Raw genomic sequence first — 18,183 nt, forward strand, 5'->3', positions numbered from 1 at the left:
CCCCTGGTCCCCCACTCACCATCAGGTATCCGGCGGATGTGGCTTCCACGCTACGCCCTCGCGCGCGCCATATGGGAAACCCGTGTGCCCCTTTCGTCCCCCGGCGGTGGCAACGCACCACCGGGGGACAAGGCCAGGAACGAAACGGTCAGTGCAGATGGGCCGGGGTGAACTCGACGGGGAGGGCGGCCACGCCGCGCATCATCAGGGTGACGCGCCATGCGAGGTCGTCCGCGGGGACGGCGAGGGTGACGTCCGGGAGGCGGTCGAGCAGGACCTCGATGGCGGCGGTGGCGATGACCTCGGCGATTTCGCGGGCGGCCGGGGGGCAGCCGTGTTTGCCGTGGCTGAAGGCCATATGGGCCTGGTTGCCACCGGCGCCGGAGTGGAAGTCCGGGCGGACGTCGGGGTCGGCGTTGGCCGCGGCGAGGCCGAGCATCAGGCAGTCGCCCTTACGGATGCGGCGTCCGCCGAGCATGGTGTCCTCGGCGGCCCAGCGGCCGATCCAGAACGGGACCGGGGTGTCCTCCCACAGCACCTCGTTGAGCGCCTGGCCGACGCTGCGGCGGCCGCCGGAGAGGGTGATGGCGAACCGTTCGTCCGTCAGCATCAGCCGGAGGGCGTTGCCGATCAGGTCGCTGGTGGGCTGCTGGACGGCGTAGATGGAGCCGAGCAGATCGTTGATGATCTCGTCGTCGGTGAGCCCGGCGGGGTGGGACACCAGATGGGCGGCGACGTTGACTTGGTCGGGGTTCTCCCGGACGCGCTTGATCAGCGTCTCCATCCGGGTCTGCATGTTCTGCAGCGCGATGGGGGCGTCGTTCCCGGTGAGGTGGAGCGAATCGTCCTGGACGGCGGCGGATTCGGTCTCGTCCAGGCCGTAGAGCCGGGTCACCACCCGCAGCGGGATCTGGCTGGCGTACTCGGCCACCAGGTCGGCCCGGCCGCTGCCCGCGAAGGTGTCGATCAGCCGGTCGGCGACGCGCTCGCACTGGGCGCGCAGCTCGAACTGGTCCACCGACGCCAGGCCGTCGCAGATCGCCTCGGACCGCCGCTGGTGGTCGGCGCCCTCGCTGAACAGCATGGTCGGGCGGTAGCCGACGAAGGTCGTCAACTCCCAGTCGGGCGGCACCAGATGCCAGGAGTGCCAGCGGCGGGAGTCACGGGCGAACCGATTGGGGTCGGTGGTGACCCGGATCACCTCGCGGTAGCCGAGCACCGTCCAGACGGGGATCTTGCCGTCCAGCAGGACGGGCACGACCGGGCCGTGGTCCCGGCGCAGCTCGCGGTAGAGCTCCATCGGTTCGTCCCGGAACCGCTGGTAGTCCAGCGGCACCGACCCGGGGGGCACCACCCCGTCGGGCGGCGCGGGTGCCGACGGGAAGACGGGCTCGGGCCGGCCCTCGAGCGGGGCCGTGGGATCAGGGGTGGTCACGCGGTGCTCTCTCCGGCGGCGCCGTTGGTGGACAGGGAGTAGAGGTAGCGGGCGAGCGCGACCAGTACGGCCTTGCTGGAGTCGCGCTTGCGGGCGTCGCAGTCGATCATCGGCACCTCGGGCGGGAGGTCGAGGGCCTCCCGCACCTCATCCAGCGTGTGCTTCGGTTCGGTGAAGTTGTTGCGGGCCACGATGAACGGGGTGCCGTGGTGCTCCAGCCGGTCCAGCGCGTACCAGGAGTCGGAGAGCCGGTTGGTGTCCACCAGGACGACCGCGCCCAGCGTCCCGGCGAACAGCCGGTCCCACAGGAACCAGAACCGCTCCTGGCCCGGGGCGCCGAACAGATAGAGCACCATCTGCTCGTCCAGGCTGATCCGGCCGAAGTCGAAGGCCACCGTGGTGGTGGTCTTGTGGCGCACGAACGAGGCGTCGTCGATGCCGATGCCCGCCTGCGTCATCGTCTCCTCGGTGCTGAGCGGGCGGATCTCGCTGACGGACTGCACCATCGTCGTCTTGCCGACGCCGAACCCGCCGACGATCACGATCTTCAGACCGTGGCTCGCGCTCTCCCGCAGCGGGGCGTGCCCGGCGCCGCCGGGAAGCGTGGTGCTCACGGTGGTCTCAGAGATTCTGGAGTGCAACGAGCACCTTCTTCAGGGTTTCGGGCCCGGGCAGCCGGCCACCGGGGCGGGCCGCATGCGGATGGCGCGCGGTGATCCGGCCGGTGTCCAGCAGATCGCACAGCAGGATCTTGACCACGCTGACGGGTAGTTCCAGATACGAGGAGATCTCCACGACCGACAGGGGGCGGCGGCACATCCGCAGGATCTTGACGTGCTCGGACTGCATCCCGGGGGTGGGGTCGCTTTCGCTGACGATCAGGGTGACCATGTCGAAGCGGCTCTCGTCCGCCCGGCTGCGGCCGCCGGTGACGGTGTACAGCCGGTCCGGCCCCTCCTTGTCCAGCGGGCCTCGGATCATGCCTTCGCCCCGCCGCCGCTGCCGCCCGCTTCCACCCGCGGAGCGGCCCGCAGGTGGTCGCCGATCTGCTCGACCAGCTCGTTCATGTTGTGGCCGATGATGCCGACATCGGCGTCATCATGGGCCACCACGGCGAGATGGGCGCCTTCGCCGGCCTCGACGATGAACAGAATCCCCCCGTGGAACTCCGTCATCGACTGCCGTACGCCGCCGCTGCCGTCGCCGAACTCGATGGACGCGCCATGGGCGAGGCTCTGGATGCCCGACGCGATGGCCGCCAGCTGATCGGCCTGGTCCACGGACAACCCGGAGGAGAGGCACAGCTTGAGCCCGTCCCGTGACAGCACCAGGGCGTGGCGCGACCCCGGGGTCTTCTCCAGCAGGTTCTCCAACAGCCAGTCCAAGCTGCGGTCGGTGGTGTTCATCGGCGTTCCTTCTGTCACGGCTTGTCGTTCTCGACAGGCTCGGTGGACTCGGCAGGCTCGGCGGTCTCGGTGTGATCTGCGGATACCGACGGCTCGGTGTCACTCGGGTCACCTGCGGCGGAACCACCGCGGGCCGCCTGGCGGAAGGCGCCGAAGCGGGCTCCGGCTTCCTCGGGGCGTGGACGGCCGGCCTTGGGCCTGGGCTCCGTCTCGGCCGCCTGGGCGGCCGCGCGGGTGGCGGCGGCCAGCGTCTCGCCACGGCGCCGCTTGGGCAGTCCGTTGACCCGCGAGGGCTGCTCGGAGGGCTCCGGCGCGGTGGACGGGGACGGGGGCGGGAGCGGGGATGACGGGGCGGTCTCCGGCGGCATGGCCGGGGAAGCGGCCGGGGCGGGCGCCGTCGGTGCGGGCGCGACCGCGGCGGCGGACGCGCTCGTGGCGGTGGACGCGCTGGTGGCGGTGGACGCGCTGGTGGCGGTGGACGCGCTCGTGGCGGTGGACGCGCTGGTGGCCGTGGACGCGCTCGTGGCCGTGGACGCGGCGGACGGCGTGGCGGGCGCCTGCCGGGGGATCCCGGTGCGGACGGTGCCCGGCGTGTCGAGGACCACGGCGTCCTGGTTGATGTGCGTGATCAGCTGCTGCGGGATCAGGACGACGACACCGGTGCCGCCCCGCGCGGACGGCCGGAAGGAGACGGTGAGCCCGTGCTTACGGGCCAGACAGCCGACGACCGCGAGGCCCAGCCGGGTGCCGGACAGGCTCATCAGGTCCAGGCTCTCGGAGGAGACCGCCTTCTGGGCGCGGTCCAGGGCGGCCGGGCCCATCACCAGGCCACCGTCCTCGACGGTCACCACGACGCCCGCGTGCGTCTCCTCGACGTACACGTGCACCTCCTCGGTGGGAGGCGAGAAGCTGGCGGCGTTGTCCATCAGCTCGGCGAGGGCGTGCATGACGCCCTCGGCCGCGTAACCGGCCACCGCCGCGTTGCTGGTCGAGTGGACCCGCACCCGCTGGAAGGCGCTGATCCGGCCGATCGCGCCGCGCAGCACGGACTCCATGACGATCGGCCTGGTCCAGCGGCGCCCGGAGCGGGCACCGGTCAGGACCGCGATGCTGTCCGCGATCCGGCCCGCCTGGGCGGTGGTGTGGTCCAGCTTCAGCAGATCGCCGAGGACGGTCTCGTCGTGGCGGTTCTCCATCTCCCGGAGGTCGGCCAGCATGCTGGTGGCCAGCGCCTGGACGCGGCCCGCGGCGTTGGCGCACGCGGCCATGGCGGAGGCGCGCATCCGCTCACCGTCGCCGATCTCGCGCAGCAGGGTCCGCAGGAGGTACTGATGGGCCCGGCTGGTGGGGCGCTCCATGCGGCTGATCACGGTTTCCACCGAGCCGCCCTCGCGCAATTGCCGCACCGCGGAAGGAATCGTTTCCTCAGCGAGCCGAGTGGCCTCGATCTCCTGCGCGGCGGCCGCGCTCTCCAGCGCGGTGACCCGCTCCTGGAGACGGTCGATGGTCCGCGACCGGTTGGCGGCGACCGCGAGCGCCACCCCCAGCAGCACGGCGGCGGCTCCGCAGAAGACGGCGACGAAGGTGCGCTGGGCGGATGGCACCGCGGTGGTCACCCACAGTCCCGCTCCGGCGGCGACGACGACTGCCAGCAGGGGGACGGTCAGGGCCCCGCGCGTCACCGAGGGCCCTTTGTACGGATGGCTGGATATGTGTGCTGACATCTATCAGGTCCTCATGGGCGCGTTGAGGGGTTTTCGGCTGGACCACGCGGACATCAAGCCGTGGGCGCCACATGTTAGTAGAGTCACGTCGGTTTGACCGGGCCCTCTCAGCACATGGATCATGACGGTCCGTCAAATCGAGGCGCAGCGAAGCGTCATGTTCCGGACGCATATGACGTTGCCATTGACGCCGCCGTCGTCGGCCCTCCCCGCGACGTACCGGAATCGCCCGCGCTGCCCGGATTGGACGCTACGGAATCGCCCACTCGGTCGGGGCGGGCGCTACGGAATCGCCAGCTCGGCCCAGATGACCTTGCCGTTCGCCGTGTAGCGGGTGCCCCAGCGCTCGGCGAACTGCGCGACCAGGAACAGCCCCCGGCCGCCCTCGTCCGTCGTCGCCGCGTACCGCAGATGCGGGGAGGTGCTGCTGGTGTCGGAGACCTCGCAGATCAGCGCGCGGTCGCGGAGGACCTGCACCCGGATCGGGCCGGTGGCGTACCGGATGGCGTTGGTGATCAGCTCGCTGAGCACCAGCTCGGCGGTGAACGCGGCCTCGTCCAGCCCCCACTCCGCCAGCTTCCGCATGACCTCCGCCCGCACCCCGGACACCGCGGCGGGGTCGGACGGCACCTCCCAGGAGGCCACGCGGTCCGCGCCCACGACCCGGGTCCGGGCGGCGATCAGGGCGATGTCATCGCTCGGGTTGCTGGGCAGCAGCGCGTCCAGCACGTCGGTGCAGATCTGCTCGGGGGTCCGGCCTGGGTGGGCCAGGGCACCGCGCAGCATCTCCAGGCCGGTGTCGATCTCCCGGCGGCGGTCCTCGATGAGCCCGTCCGTATAGAGGACGAGATGGCTGCCCTCGGCCAGCTCCGCCTCGGCGGTCTCGAACGGCAGCCCGCCCAGGCCCAGCGGCGGCCCGGCGGGCAGGTCCAGGAACTCCACCGAACCGTCCGGACGCACCAGCGCGGGCGGCGGATGGCCGGCCCGCGCCATCGTGCAACGCCGCGTCACCGGATCGTAGATCGCGTACAGACACGTCGCCCCGGTGATGCCCTCGCTGCCACCTCCACCACCGCTGCCGTCGCCGTCCAGCCCACCAGGGCTCTCGTCCTGGTCGATCCGGGCGATCAGATCGTCGAGATGGGAGAGGATCTCGTCGGGCGGGAGGTCGAGCGTGGAGAAGTTGTGCACCGCCGTCCGCAGCCGCCCCATCGTCGCCGCCGCGTGCAGACCGTGCCCCACCACATCGCCCACCACCAGCGCCACCCGCGCCCCCGGCAGCGGAATGACGTCGAACCAGTCGCCCCCGACCCCCGACTCCGCCGGCAGATAGCGGAAGGCCACGTCCAGGGCGCTCTGGCTGGGCAGGGCGCGGGGCAGCAGGCTGTGCTGGAGGGTCACCGCCATCGTGTGCTCGCGGGTGTAGCGGCGGGCGTTGTCGATGCAGACCGCGGCATGCGAGGCGAGCTCCTCGGCGAGGGACACCTCTTCCTGCTCGAAGGGCTCGCGCTGCTTCATCCGCCAGAAGTTGACCACGCCCAGGAGCACGCCCCGGGCCCGCAGCGGCACGGTGACCAGCGACCGGATGCCGTACTCGATGACCTTGGCGGTCTGCTCGGGGTCCTGGGCCTGCCAGCCGGCGGCCTCGGAGAGATCGGCCTCCACGACCGGCTCGCCCTCGCTCAGCCCGAACGCCTGCGGCGAGGACGGGACGAACGAGAACACCCGGCCGACCGGATAGAAGGGGTGGCTCGGCCGGATGCCGTGGACCGCCGACCGGCGCATCTCGACACCGCCGACCGCCAGCGGCTCATCGCCGCGCGCCACGGGCTCCGCCAGGTCGACCGTGACGAAGTCGGCGAAGCGGTCCACCGCCACCTGCGCCAGCTCCTCGGCGGTACGGCCCACATCGAGCGTGGTGCCGATCTCCACACTCGCGTCGTACAGCAGCTTGAGCCGCTTCTGGGCCACTTCGGCGCGGCCGGACAGGGCGCGCAGCTCGGTGGAGTCGCGCAGGGTGGCGACGCTGCCGGGCGGTCCGCCGGCGCGGTCGGTCAGCCGGTTGTTGATGGCCAGCAGCCGGTCGCCGGCCACCAGCACCTCGTCGGTGACATCGCGCCCGGAGGCCAGGACATCGGCGACATGGGGCTCCAGGCCCAGGTCGTCGACCAGCCGCCCCTCCGGGCGCGGCGGCAGATCCAGCAGCCGGGACGCCTCGTCGTTGGCCAGCACCAGCCGCCCGTCGCCGCCGACGATCAGCACGCCCTCGCGCACCGAGTGCAGCACCGCGTCATGGTGCTCGTACATCCGCGTCATCTCGACCGGGTCCAGGCCACGGGTCTGCCGCCGCAGCCGTTTGCTCACCAGCGCGGTGCCGCCGGTGGCGAGGGCGAGCGAGGCGGAGACGGCGCCGACGAGGAGCGGCAGCTGGCGGTTGGCGAGCCCGCTCACCTTCTTGATCGTGATCCCCGCGCCGACCGCGCCGACGACCTTGTGGTGGCTGTTGAAGATGGGCGCCACCGCGTCCATCGCCTCGCCCAGTGTGCCGGGGCCGGTATGGGTGATGGTGTGCCCGTGCAGCGCCGGCTCGATGACGCCGACGTAGTGCTTGCCGATCCGGTTGAGTTTGGGATGGGTGAGCCGAATCCCCCTTGTGGTCATGACCACGACAAAATCGAGACCGGTCCTCTTCCGCGCCGCCTCGGCCCGGGGCTGGAGCACCTTGGTGGGGTTGGAGCTGTGCAGGGCCTGGACGATCCCGGGGGAGTTGGCGAAGGACTCGGCGACCGCGACGGACCGGCCGCGCGCCTCGTCGGTGGCGTCGTGCCGCACCTGGAGCACCAGGGCGACGGTGGCCGCCGCGCCGAGCAGCAGCACGATCACGAGCTGGAGGATGAAGACCTGACCGGCGACGCTGCGAACGTTCAGCCACGACCGAAAGCGCCGGCCCGCCACCTCCGGGCGCTCCCGCCGCCGACTCCGTGGGCGCCGACCGGGGAACGTGCGGGCAGCCCACGATCGACCCATAAAACGGGCCATACACATACATCTACACCGCGAATTCCTGGAAGGCGAATCTCCGCCTCCGGAGGCCCGGCGGCATCACGTTCCGCGTATGATGCGCGACTTTCCGTTCTTATAGCGAATGCGACCGGCGCGCTCACGGCGGGCGAGGTGCCGAGGGCGGGCGTCTATGCAAATCTAAGAAAAGGGCAATTCACCCTTATTGCCGCGAATCGGTGTCGTGGCGGCGCCGATCGCGCCGGACGAAGGAGCCCGACATGGCCAGTCACGCCGGTGGAGTTCAGACAGGGGCCGCTCCGGGCCATATGCACCGGGCGGTGAGCGGATGGCTCGTCTTCGCGGGGGTCATGATGATCTTCGGTGGCCTGATGAACCTGGCCCAGGGCATCTCGGCCATCCGGACCGACCGGGTCTTCCTGGTCACGCACAGCTATATCTTCCAGTACGACCTCTCCGGATGGGGCTGGGTCCACCTGGCCCTCGGGATCGCCGTGGTGGTCGCCGGTTTCGCGGTGTTCACCGGTGCGATGTGGGCCCGAGTCACGGGCGTGGTGCTGGCCGGTCTCGCGCTGATCGCCAACTTCCTGTGGCTGCCGTACTACCCGGTCTGGGCCACGGTGCTGCTCATCATCGACGCCCTCGTGATCTGGGCGCTGTGCGCCGGGCCGAGCCGTGGTGGCGCGGGGCGCGCGGAGATGGGACGCCCCGAGACGGGACGGCCCGAGACAGGGCGCCCCGAGACCGGACGCCCCGAGACGGGACACACCGCCTGAGGGACGCGATGCCTGGCTTCCCAGCGGGGCGCGGGGCAGGCTGGAGCCATGCTGCTGGCTGATGTCGCGCTGACCTCCCGCCAGGTCGCGGCCACCTCCGCCCGCTCGGAGAAGATCGCCGCGCTGGCCCGGCTGTTCCGGCGCACGGAACCGGCCGAGGCGGCCGTGGTGATCACCTACCTCGCGGGCAAGCTGCCCCAGCGCCGCACCGGAGTGGGCTGGTCCACCCTGCGCCACCGGCGGGAACCCGCCGCCGAGCCGACGCTCGCGGTGCTCGATGTGGACGAGGCCCTGAGCCGGGTCGCGGCGGTCTCCGGCACCGGTGCGACGGCGACCCGCAAGCGGCTGGTGGGCGAGTTGCTGTCCGCCGCGACCAAGGAGGAGCAGGGCTTTCTGCTCGGCCTGATCGGCGGGGAGCTGCGGCAGGGGGCACTGGAGGGGCTGGCCGTGGAGGGCGTCGCCGAGGCGGTCGGCGCACCGGCCACCGAGGTGCGGCGGGCGGTGATGGTCGGCGGGTCGCTGGGCGCGGTGGCCGAGGCGCTGCTGGCGCGCGGCCCGGAGGCGCTGGCCGACTTCCGGCTCGAGGTGGGGCGGCCGGTGCTGCCGATGCTCGCGCAGAGCGCCAAGGACCTCGACGAGGCCATGGACCGGCTGGGGCCGTGCGCGGTCGAGGAGAAGCTGGACGGGATCCGGGTGCAGGTCCACCGGGACGGCGAGGAGGTACGGATCTACACCCGCACCCTCGACGAGATCACCGAGCGGCTGCCGGAGGTCGTCACGGCGGCGCGGGAGTTGGCGGTGGACCGGGCGATCCTCGACGGCGAGGTGATCCTGCTGGACGCGGAGGGGCGGCCCCGGCCGTTCCAGGAGACCTCCGGCCGGGTCGGCTCCCGGCTCGATGTGGCCGGGGCGTCGGCCGCGCTGCCGCTGTCCCCCGTCTTCTTCGATCTGCTCGTGGTGGACGACCACGATCTGCTCGACCTCCCGACCCGTGAGCGCCACGCCGAACTGGCCCGGATCGCCCCCGGGCCCCGACGGGTGCGGCGGCTGGTGGCCGACGACCCGGCGGATCCGGAAACCCGGCGGGCGGCACGGGAGTTCGCCGCGGACGTGCTGGCCCGGGGGCATGAGGGGGTGCTGGTCAAGGGTCTTGAGGCGCCGTACGGCGCGGGCCGGCGCGGGGCGTCCTGGCTGAAGGTCAAGCCGGTGCACACGCTGGACCTGGTGGTGCTGGCGGCGGAGTGGGGGCACGGCCGCCGCACCGGGAAGCTGTCCAACCTCCACCTGGGCGCGCGGGCGCCGGACGGCACGTACGTGATGCTGGGCAAGACCTTCAAGGGGCTCACCGACGTGATGCTGGAGTGGCAGACGGAGGCGCTGCTGGGGATCGCGGTCAGCGACGACGGCTGGGTGGTGCGGGTGCGGCCGGAGCTGGTGGTGGAGGTGGCCTTCGACGGGCTCCAGCGCTCGTCCCGCTATCCGGCGGGCGTCACGCTGCGGTTCGCGCGGGTGCTGCGCTACCGGGAGGACAAGCCGGCGGATCAGGCGGACACGGTCGAGACGGTGCTGGCGCTGCGCGGCGAGTGACGTGACCGGGGGCCCGGGCCCCCGGGCCCCACGGCCCCACGGCCCCACGGCCCCACGGCCCCACGGCCCCACGGCCCCACGGCCCCACGGCCCCACGGCCCGAGTCTCCCTGGGGGTGTCCGTCGGGTCTTGGCGCCTGCGGCGGGCTGCTCCCCTCCCCGCCCCTTCCCGAAACTGGGGCTCCGCCCCAGACCCCAGACCCCGGTCCCGGGGCTCCGCCCCAGACCCCAGACCCCAGTCCCGGGGCTCCGCCCCAGACCCCAGAGCCCGGTCCCGGGGCTCCGCCCCAGACCCCAGAGCCCGGTCCCGGGGCTCCGCCCCAGACCCCAGAGCCCGGTCCCGGGGCTCCGCCCCAGACCCCAGAGCCCGGTCCCGGGGCTCCGCCCCAGACCCCAGAGCCCGGTCCCGGGGCTCCGCCCCAGACCCCAGAGCCCGGTCCCGGGGCTCCGCCCCAGACCCCAGAGCCCGGTCCCGGGGCTCCGCCCCAGACCCCAGAGCCCGGTCCCGGGGCTCCGCCCCAGACCCCAGAGCCCGGTCCCGGGGCTCCGCCCCAGACCCCAGAGCCCGGTCCCGGGGCTCCGCCCCAGACCCCAGAGCCCGGTCCCGGGGCTCCGCCCCAGACCCCAGAGCCCGGTCCCGGGGCTCGGCCCCAGGCCCTGGGGGTCCAGGGGCGGAGCCCCTGCCGCGCGGCGGAGCTGCATGTCGGTGCTGCGGGAAGCGGCGGGTAGGGGGAAGCATCGGTATGCGGCTTCACCGCGCGAGGGCTCCACCGCGCGAGGGCTCCGCCGCACGAGGACTCCACCGCACGAGGACTCCACCGCACGAGGACTCCACCGCACGAGGACTCCACCGCACGAGGACTCCACCGCGCCAGGGCTCCGCCGCACGGGGGCTTCGCCCCGGGCCCTGGGGTCTGGGGCGGAGCCCCAGTTACGGGAAGGGGCGGGTAGGGGAAAGCTCCGCCGCGTGGACCGCCGGGCGCCCCAGGCCCCCGAGCCGCGCGGCGGCCCGGGGCCGGGCCGGGAGCAGGCCCGGGAGCAGGCCCGGGAGCAAGCCCCGGGGTCGGCCCGGGAGCAGGCGGGGCTCAGGAGGGGTTGTCCCCGTGGGTCAGGGTCTCCCAGCCCAGGAAGAGGCTGTTGGTGCCCGCCGGGCGCTGCCGCTCGGTGAGCTTCTGGGTGTTGGCCATGGCGATGCCGAGCCGGTTGTGCAGGGCGTTGTAGCCGACCTCGGTGATCGGGCCGAGGCCGCGCTTGACGCTGCCGCCGCACAGCCAGGACGGCGGTGCCTCGCCCAGCTCGTACTTCGACTGGAAGCCCAGCGCCTGCCGCAGCCGCTCGCCCACCTCGGGGTAGAGGTCCTGGCCCTGGATGCGGCTGGTCTCGGCGACGTGCGCGATGGAGGCGATGCCGTAACCGGTGTGGGTGAAGTCGCGGCAGGTCTCCTGGGTGAGCCCGGTGACGAAGGTCGACTGGCCCTGCCAGTACTTGATGATCTTGTCGCGGGTGTCCAGGCCGCTGCCGGGCGCGGTCTTGGGCAGGGAGCCGTCGGACTCCAGGTAGACATACGCGGGGACGCGGCCTCGGAACTTGGCGATCGCCTTGTCGTAGTCGGCCCGGTCGTCCAGGAAGACGGAGATGCCTGTGGCGGCCTCCATCATCACCAGCTCCCAGTTGCCGTTGGAGTTCGAGCCGCCGATGACCTTCGGGAGGTAGACGGTGCGCAGCATGGTCTTGAAGCGGTCGATCGAGGCGGCGGACCAGCCGTCGTAGCTGTAGCGGATGATCTCGGCCGCCCGGGGCCAGGAGGATCCGGCCCAGCCGGTCTGGAGCGGGGCGTTGCTGTTGGTGTGGTCCTTGATGGTGGCCGACCAGGCGTCCATGATCTGGATCGCCTTCTCGGCGTAGCGGCTGTCGCGGGTGATGTACCAGGCCAGCGAGAGCGAGTAGGCGGCGAGCGCGTCCTGGCGCTCATCGGTGCAGCCGATGTTGGGGTCGGAGTACGGACCGCATTCGACGACCGCGCGCGGCTTGGGGGTGCGTGACAGCGAGGCGTACGGGCTCGCCAGCATCGCGTCGTACGCGCCCTTCCAGGGCTGGGCGCCGGCGTTCACCTTGGAGCGGACGAAGTCGAGCTGGGCGCGGCTGACGAGGACGCCGGGGTGGGTGAAGGCGGCCTTGGGCGTGACCTTGGGCGCCGCTTCGGTGGCGGCCTCGGACGCGGTGGACCGTTGGGGCTGCCCGGCCGTGGCCGGGCCGCTGAGGATGCCCGCGAACAGCGCGGCCAGCGCTGTGGCGAGGGCGAGATACAAGGCTCTGGTGCGCATGGGGGCGGCTCTCCTGACGGTGAGTTCGTATGCGTGAACAACGGATGCCGACATGAACTCCTGTGGTGCTCCGGGAAGTTAGCTCATGAACACGTCAAGGTCTAGACCTGCCGTGCGTAGGAGAATGTGGGCGCCCCGCCCCGATCGAGAGGCCCAGCGTGGAGACGACAGTCGCGGAGGACCAAGCCGCAGGCCACGGCCGCCCCCTGGCACCGCGCGGCGCCCGGGGCGCCGTCGCCCGGCTGCTACGGCTCCCCGGCGGACGGGCCCGGCGGTGGGCGGCCTGGTGCGCGATGCCGCCGCTGGCCCTGGTCAGCGCGGTGGTGCTGGCCCGCGCCGCGGACACCGACGGCATCACCCCCCTACCGCAGCTGCTGGCCTTCCTGCCCTGGCTGCTGGTTCCGGCGGCACTCGGGCTGCTGCTGAGCACGGCCGCGCGCTGGCCGCTGGGGTGCGGCTGGGCGCTCGCGGCAGCGGCGGCCACCGGGTGGTTCATCCAGCCGTACGACGGCGGCTCCCCGCCCGAGCCGCGCGGACCGGTCCTCGCCCGGCTGCGGGTGATGACCGCGAACCTCGAGTTCGGTCAGGCCAGGGAGGGGCTGCTGAGCGCGCTGCGCCGGGAGCGGCCGGACCTGGTCGCGGTGCAGGAGTGCGATACGCGGTGCGCCGCGGCGCTGGACTCGGCCGCCGTCCGCGGGGCCTACCCGTACCGGAGCGTCGCCCTCGGCGACAGCGCCGCCGCGGGCTCGGCGATCCTCAGCCGCCACCCGCTGACCCGGGCGGAGGGGGTGCGCGGAACGCTGCGGATGCCGGGCGCGGTGGTCCGGGTCGCGGGACAGCGGCTGCGGGTGCAGGTCGCGCATCCCATGCCGCCGATGCCGGGGCACGTGGACCTCTGGCGCACCGAGCTGGGGCGGCTGCGGGCCTACGCGGCCGGGCGGGACGGGGAAACCACCCTGATCGCGGGCGACTTCAACGCCACCCAGGACCACGCCGCCTTCCGGGCCGTCCTGGACACCGGGCTGCGGGACGGCGCACGGGCCACCGGGGTGTCCCGCACACCCAGCTGGCCGAGCACCACGACCCCGGTCCTGGGCGCGCAGATCGACCACGTCCTGGTCAGCCGGGCGCTACGGCCGCGCACGGCCCGCTTCCTGGACCTGCCGCACACCGACCACCGGGCGCTGCTGGTGGAGCTGGACCTCTACGGACAGCAGAGCTGAGGGCAGCTCTTCGGGAGCTCAAGGGCCGACCGGGGGGCTCAAGGCTGGCCGGGCTCGAGGGCTGGCCGGGGGGCTCGAGGACCGACGGGGGCTCGAGGGCCGACCAGGGGGCTCGAGGACCGACGGGAGCTCAAGAGCCGACCAGGGGGCTCAGCTCTCGCTCGGGTCGTAGGAGTTGGCCAGCTCGAACGGATCGGGCTCCAGGCCCGCCGTGGGCCAGCGCTGCTCCCGCTGCCAGCGCGCGTTCTCCTGCGCGAGCGAGTCCCAGAGCAGATTGAGCGGATGGGCCGGGTCATAGGACGCGCGCTCCCCGCGCCGGGTGAACGCGCCCAGCAGCACCTCCAGCCGGGGCCCGGTGTCATTGACCAGCTCGACGGCGCGCAGCCCGCGTCCGTACGCCACCCTCGGATCGCCCGCCGCGTCCGCGACCCCCTTGGTGACCAGCATGCAGCCACGCAGCAGGCCGGAGCGCAGCAGCTCGAAACCGTAGTTGACGGTGTCGATCTCGGCCGCGATGCGCAGCTTGCCGCGGTAGTCGCCGCCGAACCAGGTGTGCAGCACCCCGGCCATCAGCCCGCTCGCCGAGACCACCAGCGGGAGGGTGCGCAGCGCGCTGGTCGGCGCGGTGGGGCCGGGCAGCTCGGCCTCGGAGAGATTGGTCAGCAGCGAGACACCGCTGCGCCGCCACTCCATCACATCGAAGGCGGCGAGCTCATCGTCGCCGTCGGGCCGGGTCACCACGGAGCCGCACACCAGGTCCACGTCCTTGGCGCGCAGCTTGGCCAGCACGTCCCGGGTGCGCACATGGCCGACCTTGAGCTCGATACCGCGCTGCCGGAAGTCCTCGGCCACCCGCTCGCCGGCACCCGCCAGATAGCTGAGGGTAAATCGGGTGGTGCCCACCATCAGCGTTTTTCCCAGGCGGCGCCGTGACTCATGGATGCCGTCCAGCCAGTCGCCGAGAGTTCCGCGCGCCAATTCGACCAGGGCTTCTCCGGTGCCGGTGAACAGCACGTCCTTGCCCCGCCCCTGCTTGAGTACGAGGGGTTCGCCGCAAAGCTCGCGAAAGTTCCGGTTCATGGTGTCGATCTGCTTTTGCACACTGGACTGTTCGCGGCCCAGAATCCGCGCGGCGCCCAGCGCCGTACCGGCCTCATGGACCATGATCAGGGTGCGCAACTGGTCCATCGTGGTGTCCATCAGCGCGAGCGGGCTCTGCGCCCAGCGGCCGCGCCGATCCGTCGTCGGCGGGCCGAGCGAACCGGGTCTCACCATGATTTCCCCCGCTTTTCCACTTCTCCCGTTTTCCGGACTCCAGAGTTTAGTCAGCGATCCATGGGGTTACCCGAGTCCGATATGAGCGAGAAGCGGACCGATGCGCGGAACGTCAGGACCGGCAGCCACACCGTACGAGTCAGCCGGCCGGAAAAGGAGCTCTTCCCCGACGACGGGATCACGAAGTGGGACCTCGTCGCGTACTACCGCTCGGTCTCCCGGCGCATCATTCCGCAGTTGCGCGGCCGCCCTTTGATGATGGAACGCCATCCGGACGGAATCGGCGGCAAGCCGCTGATGCAGAAGAACGCACCCGACTACTTTCCGGACTGGGTGCGGCGGGCCGTGCTCCCCAAGGAGGGCGGCGAGGTCACCCATGTGGTCTGCGACGACACCGCGACCCTCCTCTATCTCGCCGACCAGGCGTGCGTCACCCCGCACCGCTGGCTCTCCCGGGCCGACCGGCCCGACCACCCCGACCGGCTGGTCTTCGACCTCGATCCGCCCTCATCGGAGTCGGAGGAGTTCGGCTTCGAGGAGGTGCGCTGGACGGCCCGCCGCTGCTGCGGGCTGCTCGGCGAGCTCGGGCTGCCGGGGCTGCTGATGACCACCGGCTCGCGCGGGCTGCACGTCATCGTCCCGCTGGACCGCCGCGCCGACTTCGACACCGTACGGGCCTTCGCCCGCGACGCCGCCGATCTGCTGGCCGCCCGCCACCCGGACCGGCTCACCACCGAGCCCCGCAAGGCCAAGCGGGGCGGCCGGCTCTACCTGGACACCCAGCGCAACGCCTACGCCCAGACCGCCGTCAGCCCGTACGGGGTGCGGGCCCGGCCCGGGGCCCCCGTGGCCACGCCCATCGACGCGCGGGAGCTGGACGACCCGGAGCTGCGGGCCGACCGCTGGACGCTGCGGACGGTCGGCGAGCGGATCGCGGACGACCCCTGGGCCCGTACGGACACCAGGGGCCGTTCGCTGCGCGGCCCCCGCGAGCGGCTGAAGCGGCTCGCGGCGGGCGAGGGCTGACCCCGCCGGAGCGGGTTCGGGTCACCGCCGGGGCGGGCTACCGCCGAGCGGGGCAGGCGCCGGAGCGGATCAGGCGCCTATGTCGCCGCCGTCGCGCCGCCAGACGCTGATCACGGACGGCCGGGTCAGCTTGCCCGGGCCGTCGGGCCAGGTGGACGCGGGCTTCTCCACGCTCGCGCCGTCGATCTCGCCCGGATGCTGCACGGCCACCAGCACCCGCCGGTCCTGCACGATCGGCCCGCAGGTCTCGGCGCCGTTCGGCACGGTCAGGAACTGCTTGACCTCACCGCGGCGGCTGCCCGCCGTGGCCACGCCGAACAGCCCGTCGTGGTTGCCGAGCGCGTTGCCGTCGGTGGAGATCCACAGGTTGCCGTACGCGTCGAAGGTGATGTTGTCCGGGCAGGAGATCGGGCTGACCTGGTCCTTGGGGAAGCCGCCGAAGTAGGTGCTCGGGTCCTCGGGGTCGCCGCAGACCAGGAACAGCCGCCAGTTGAAGCGGGTGGAGCCCGCGTTGTTCCAGCGCTCGGTCAGCTCCAGGATCTGGCCGTGCTTGTTGCCGTTGCGCGGGTTGGCCTCGTCGGCCGGGGCCTTGCCCGCCTTGCCGCGGTCGCTGTTGTTGGTCAACGCGATGTAGACCCGGCCGGTGCGGGGGCTCGGCTCGACGTCCTCGGGGCGGTCCATCTTCGTCGCGCCCGCCTTGTCGGCGGCGATGCGGGTGAAGACGTAGACCTCCTCGGCGGTCATGCCCTCCACGAAGGAGCGGTCGCCGCAGGCCAGCGGGATCCACTCACCGGCGCCGTCGAACTCGCCGTCCTTGGGCAGCTTTCCGGAGCCGTCGATCTCGGCGGACGGGCTGTCACCGGTGAACTTGGCGACGTACAGCGTGCCCTCGTCCAGCAGCGTGCGGTTGTGCTCGCGGGCGGTGCGGCTGTTGCCCTTCATCATCCGCTTGGCGGAGACGAACTTGTAGAAGTAGTCGAACTTCTCGTCGTCGCCCATGTAGAGGACCGGACGGCCGTCGGTGGTCAGCCGGGGCTCGGCGGCCTCGTGCTTGAAGCGGCCCAGCGCGGTGAGCTTGCGCGGGGTGGACTCGGGGTCGAACGGGTCGATCTCGATCACCCAGCCGAAGCGGTTGGTCTCGTTCGGCTCCTTGGTCACGTCGAAACGGTCGTCGAACCGTTCCCACTTGCGCTCGGAGGCGGCGCCGGTGATGCCGTAGCGCTTGAGGCGGGCCGCGGTGGTCGGGTCGGTGACCGAACCTCCGTTGGCGAAGTACTGGTTGAAGTTCTCCTCGCCGGAGAGCACCGTGCCCCACGGCGTGATGCCGCCGCCGCAGTTGTTCAGCGTGCCGAGGATCCGCTTGCCGGTCGGGTCGGCGGAGGTGCGCAGCAGCTCGCTGCCCGCCGCCGGGCCGGTGACCTCGAACGGAGTGGTCGCGGTGATACGGCGGTTGAGGCGGTGGCGGGACAGCGCGGTGAGCCGGCCGAGAGCGCGCTCCTCGGCCGTCACGACCACGGACAGCCCGTGCGCGGCCCAGCCGATCTCGGCCTGCTCGCGGGTGGGGTTCTCCGGGTCGTAACCCGAGAACATCAGCACCTCGTCGGTGTACTCGTGGTTGACCACGAGCAGCTGGTGGTCGCGCTCGCCGGGGACGTCCAGCACCGCCATGTAGTCGTTGTTGTAACCGAACTGGCCCGCCTGGGCCTTGGCGCTCTGCCGGTCCGGATCGAACGCGGGCGCGCTGCGCAGGATCGGGTCGCCCCAGCGGATCACCACGTTCTGGTCGTGGCCTTCGGCGACGACCACGGTGTCCTCGGTGTTGGGGGCGACGGGCGCGAAGCGGAGGCCGCGGGCGGCCTTGCTCGCCGCGGCGGCCTCGCGCTCCGCGGCGGCGGCGCCGCCCGTCGCGGCGGACGCCCGCGGCGCCCGCTCCACCGCCACCGCACCGGTCGCGGCCGCCACGGTCACCACGGCACCGGCCCGCAGCAGGGCACGGCGCGAGGCGGCACCGGCGATGACATCGCCCACGTAGGCGTTGTCGCTCGTGTTCGGCGTCTCGTGAAGGCAGGCGTCGCCACAGCGGTACCGGCACGTCAGCGCGGAACGACCGCCCGGGTGTGAGCTGATGAGCGGCAGGAGGTTGCGCACGTCTTCCCCTCCGTAAGGGTGTTCACATATGGGCTTCGCCGGGCCCCGCATGGGCAGTACGCCGACGCGGTCCGGGCCGACATGACGTCGGGATCCTTTGGCGGCGAAGCTATGGGCGTAGAACCGCATGGTGGCGACGAACGGCTGAACCAGAGGTGAACGAAGCGCGAGCGGAATCGGCGGAAGAGGGCCGCCGAACGGCCCGCTAGCCTTTCGGCACCACGGACATGCACCGCCAT

General features: G+C 72.3%; 13 protein-coding genes. 4 read left to right on the forward strand and 9 right to left on the reverse strand.

Going from position 1 to position 18,183, the window contains the following annotated elements:
- Nucleotides 1–148: 148 nt before the first annotated feature.
- From IEJ02_RS24540 to IEJ02_RS24565, 6 genes are all read right to left on the reverse strand, one after another.
- Nucleotides 149–1,435: a cytochrome P450 gene (locus IEJ02_RS24540; RefSeq protein ID WP_317985903.1), complete on the reverse strand. Its 1,287-nt coding sequence runs from the start codon at nucleotides 1,433–1,435 to the stop codon at nucleotides 149–151.
- Nucleotides 1,432–2,076 (reverse strand): GTP-binding protein, encoded by a 645-nt coding sequence (locus IEJ02_RS24545; RefSeq protein WP_370467120.1) that lies wholly within the window; start codon nucleotides 2,074–2,076, stop codon nucleotides 1,432–1,434. Before IEJ02_RS24545 ends, IEJ02_RS24540 begins: the two co-directional genes overlap by 4 nt.
- Nucleotides 2,057–2,416, reverse strand: coding sequence for a DUF742 domain-containing protein (locus IEJ02_RS24550; RefSeq protein WP_020869869.1), 360 nt, complete (start codon nucleotides 2,414–2,416; stop codon nucleotides 2,057–2,059). The genes IEJ02_RS24545 and IEJ02_RS24550 overlap by 20 nt, the downstream gene beginning before the upstream one ends.
- Nucleotides 2,413–2,841: a roadblock/LC7 domain-containing protein gene (locus tag IEJ02_RS24555; protein WP_020869870.1), complete on the reverse strand. Its 429-nt coding sequence runs from the start codon at nucleotides 2,839–2,841 to the stop codon at nucleotides 2,413–2,415. The genes IEJ02_RS24550 and IEJ02_RS24555 overlap by 4 nt, the downstream gene beginning before the upstream one ends.
- A 14-nt stretch (nucleotides 2,842–2,855) precedes the next feature.
- Complete coding sequence (locus IEJ02_RS24560) at nucleotides 2,856–4,565, reverse strand: sensor histidine kinase (protein ID WP_191066839.1); 1,710 nt, start codon at nucleotides 4,563–4,565, stop codon at nucleotides 2,856–2,858.
- Between the two features lie 282 nt (nucleotides 4,566–4,847).
- Nucleotides 4,848–7,604 carry a SpoIIE family protein phosphatase gene (locus IEJ02_RS24565; RefSeq protein WP_223864338.1) on the reverse strand — a complete coding sequence of 919 codons (2,757 nt, stop codon included), beginning with the start codon at nucleotides 7,602–7,604 and terminating at the stop codon, nucleotides 4,848–4,850.
- Between the two features lie 242 nt (nucleotides 7,605–7,846).
- On the opposite strand from IEJ02_RS24565, the gene IEJ02_RS24570 reads away from it, so the two are divergent.
- Complete coding sequence (locus IEJ02_RS24570) at nucleotides 7,847–8,362, forward strand: DUF7144 family membrane protein (protein WP_370467121.1); 516 nt, start codon at nucleotides 7,847–7,849, stop codon at nucleotides 8,360–8,362.
- Between the two features lie 48 nt (nucleotides 8,363–8,410).
- Complete coding sequence (locus IEJ02_RS24575) at nucleotides 8,411–9,949, forward strand: ATP-dependent DNA ligase (protein WP_191066841.1); 1,539 nt, start codon at nucleotides 8,411–8,413, stop codon at nucleotides 9,947–9,949.
- A 1,084-nt stretch (nucleotides 9,950–11,033) separates the two neighbouring features.
- On the opposite strand, the gene IEJ02_RS24580 is transcribed toward IEJ02_RS24575, so the two are convergent.
- Nucleotides 11,034–12,272 carry an alginate lyase family protein gene (locus tag IEJ02_RS24580; RefSeq protein WP_191066842.1) on the reverse strand — a complete coding sequence of 413 codons (1,239 nt, stop codon included), beginning with the start codon at nucleotides 12,270–12,272 and terminating at the stop codon, nucleotides 11,034–11,036.
- Nucleotides 12,273–12,430: 158 nt separating this feature from the next.
- On the opposite strand from IEJ02_RS24580, the gene IEJ02_RS24585 reads away from it, so the two are divergent.
- A complete protein-coding gene (locus tag IEJ02_RS24585; protein ID WP_191066843.1) occupies nucleotides 12,431–13,495 on the forward strand; it encodes an endonuclease/exonuclease/phosphatase family protein in 1,065 nt (354 codons plus the stop codon).
- Nucleotides 13,496–13,645: 150 nt separating this feature from the next.
- Here IEJ02_RS24585 and IEJ02_RS24590 read toward each other — a convergent pair whose 3' ends face one another.
- Complete coding sequence (locus IEJ02_RS24590; RefSeq protein ID WP_137980846.1) at nucleotides 13,646–14,683, reverse strand: LysR family transcriptional regulator; 1,038 nt, start codon at nucleotides 14,681–14,683, stop codon at nucleotides 13,646–13,648.
- Between the two features lie 168 nt (nucleotides 14,684–14,851).
- Between IEJ02_RS24590 and ligD the strand changes: the two genes are divergently transcribed.
- Nucleotides 14,852–15,796, forward strand: coding sequence for a non-homologous end-joining DNA ligase (ligD, locus tag IEJ02_RS24595; RefSeq protein ID WP_191066875.1), 945 nt, complete (start codon nucleotides 14,852–14,854; stop codon nucleotides 15,794–15,796).
- Between the two features lie 69 nt (nucleotides 15,797–15,865).
- On the opposite strand, the gene IEJ02_RS24600 is transcribed toward ligD, so the two are convergent.
- A complete protein-coding gene (locus IEJ02_RS24600; RefSeq protein WP_191066844.1) occupies nucleotides 15,866–17,944 on the reverse strand; it encodes a PhoX family protein in 2,079 nt (692 codons plus the stop codon).
- Nucleotides 17,945–18,183: the final 239 nt, after the last annotated feature.

The sequence above is a fragment of the Streptomyces sp. 5-10 genome (assembly GCF_014712245.1).
GTDB classification, from domain to species: Bacteria; Actinomycetota; Actinomycetes; order Streptomycetales; family Streptomycetaceae; genus Streptomyces; species Streptomyces violaceusniger.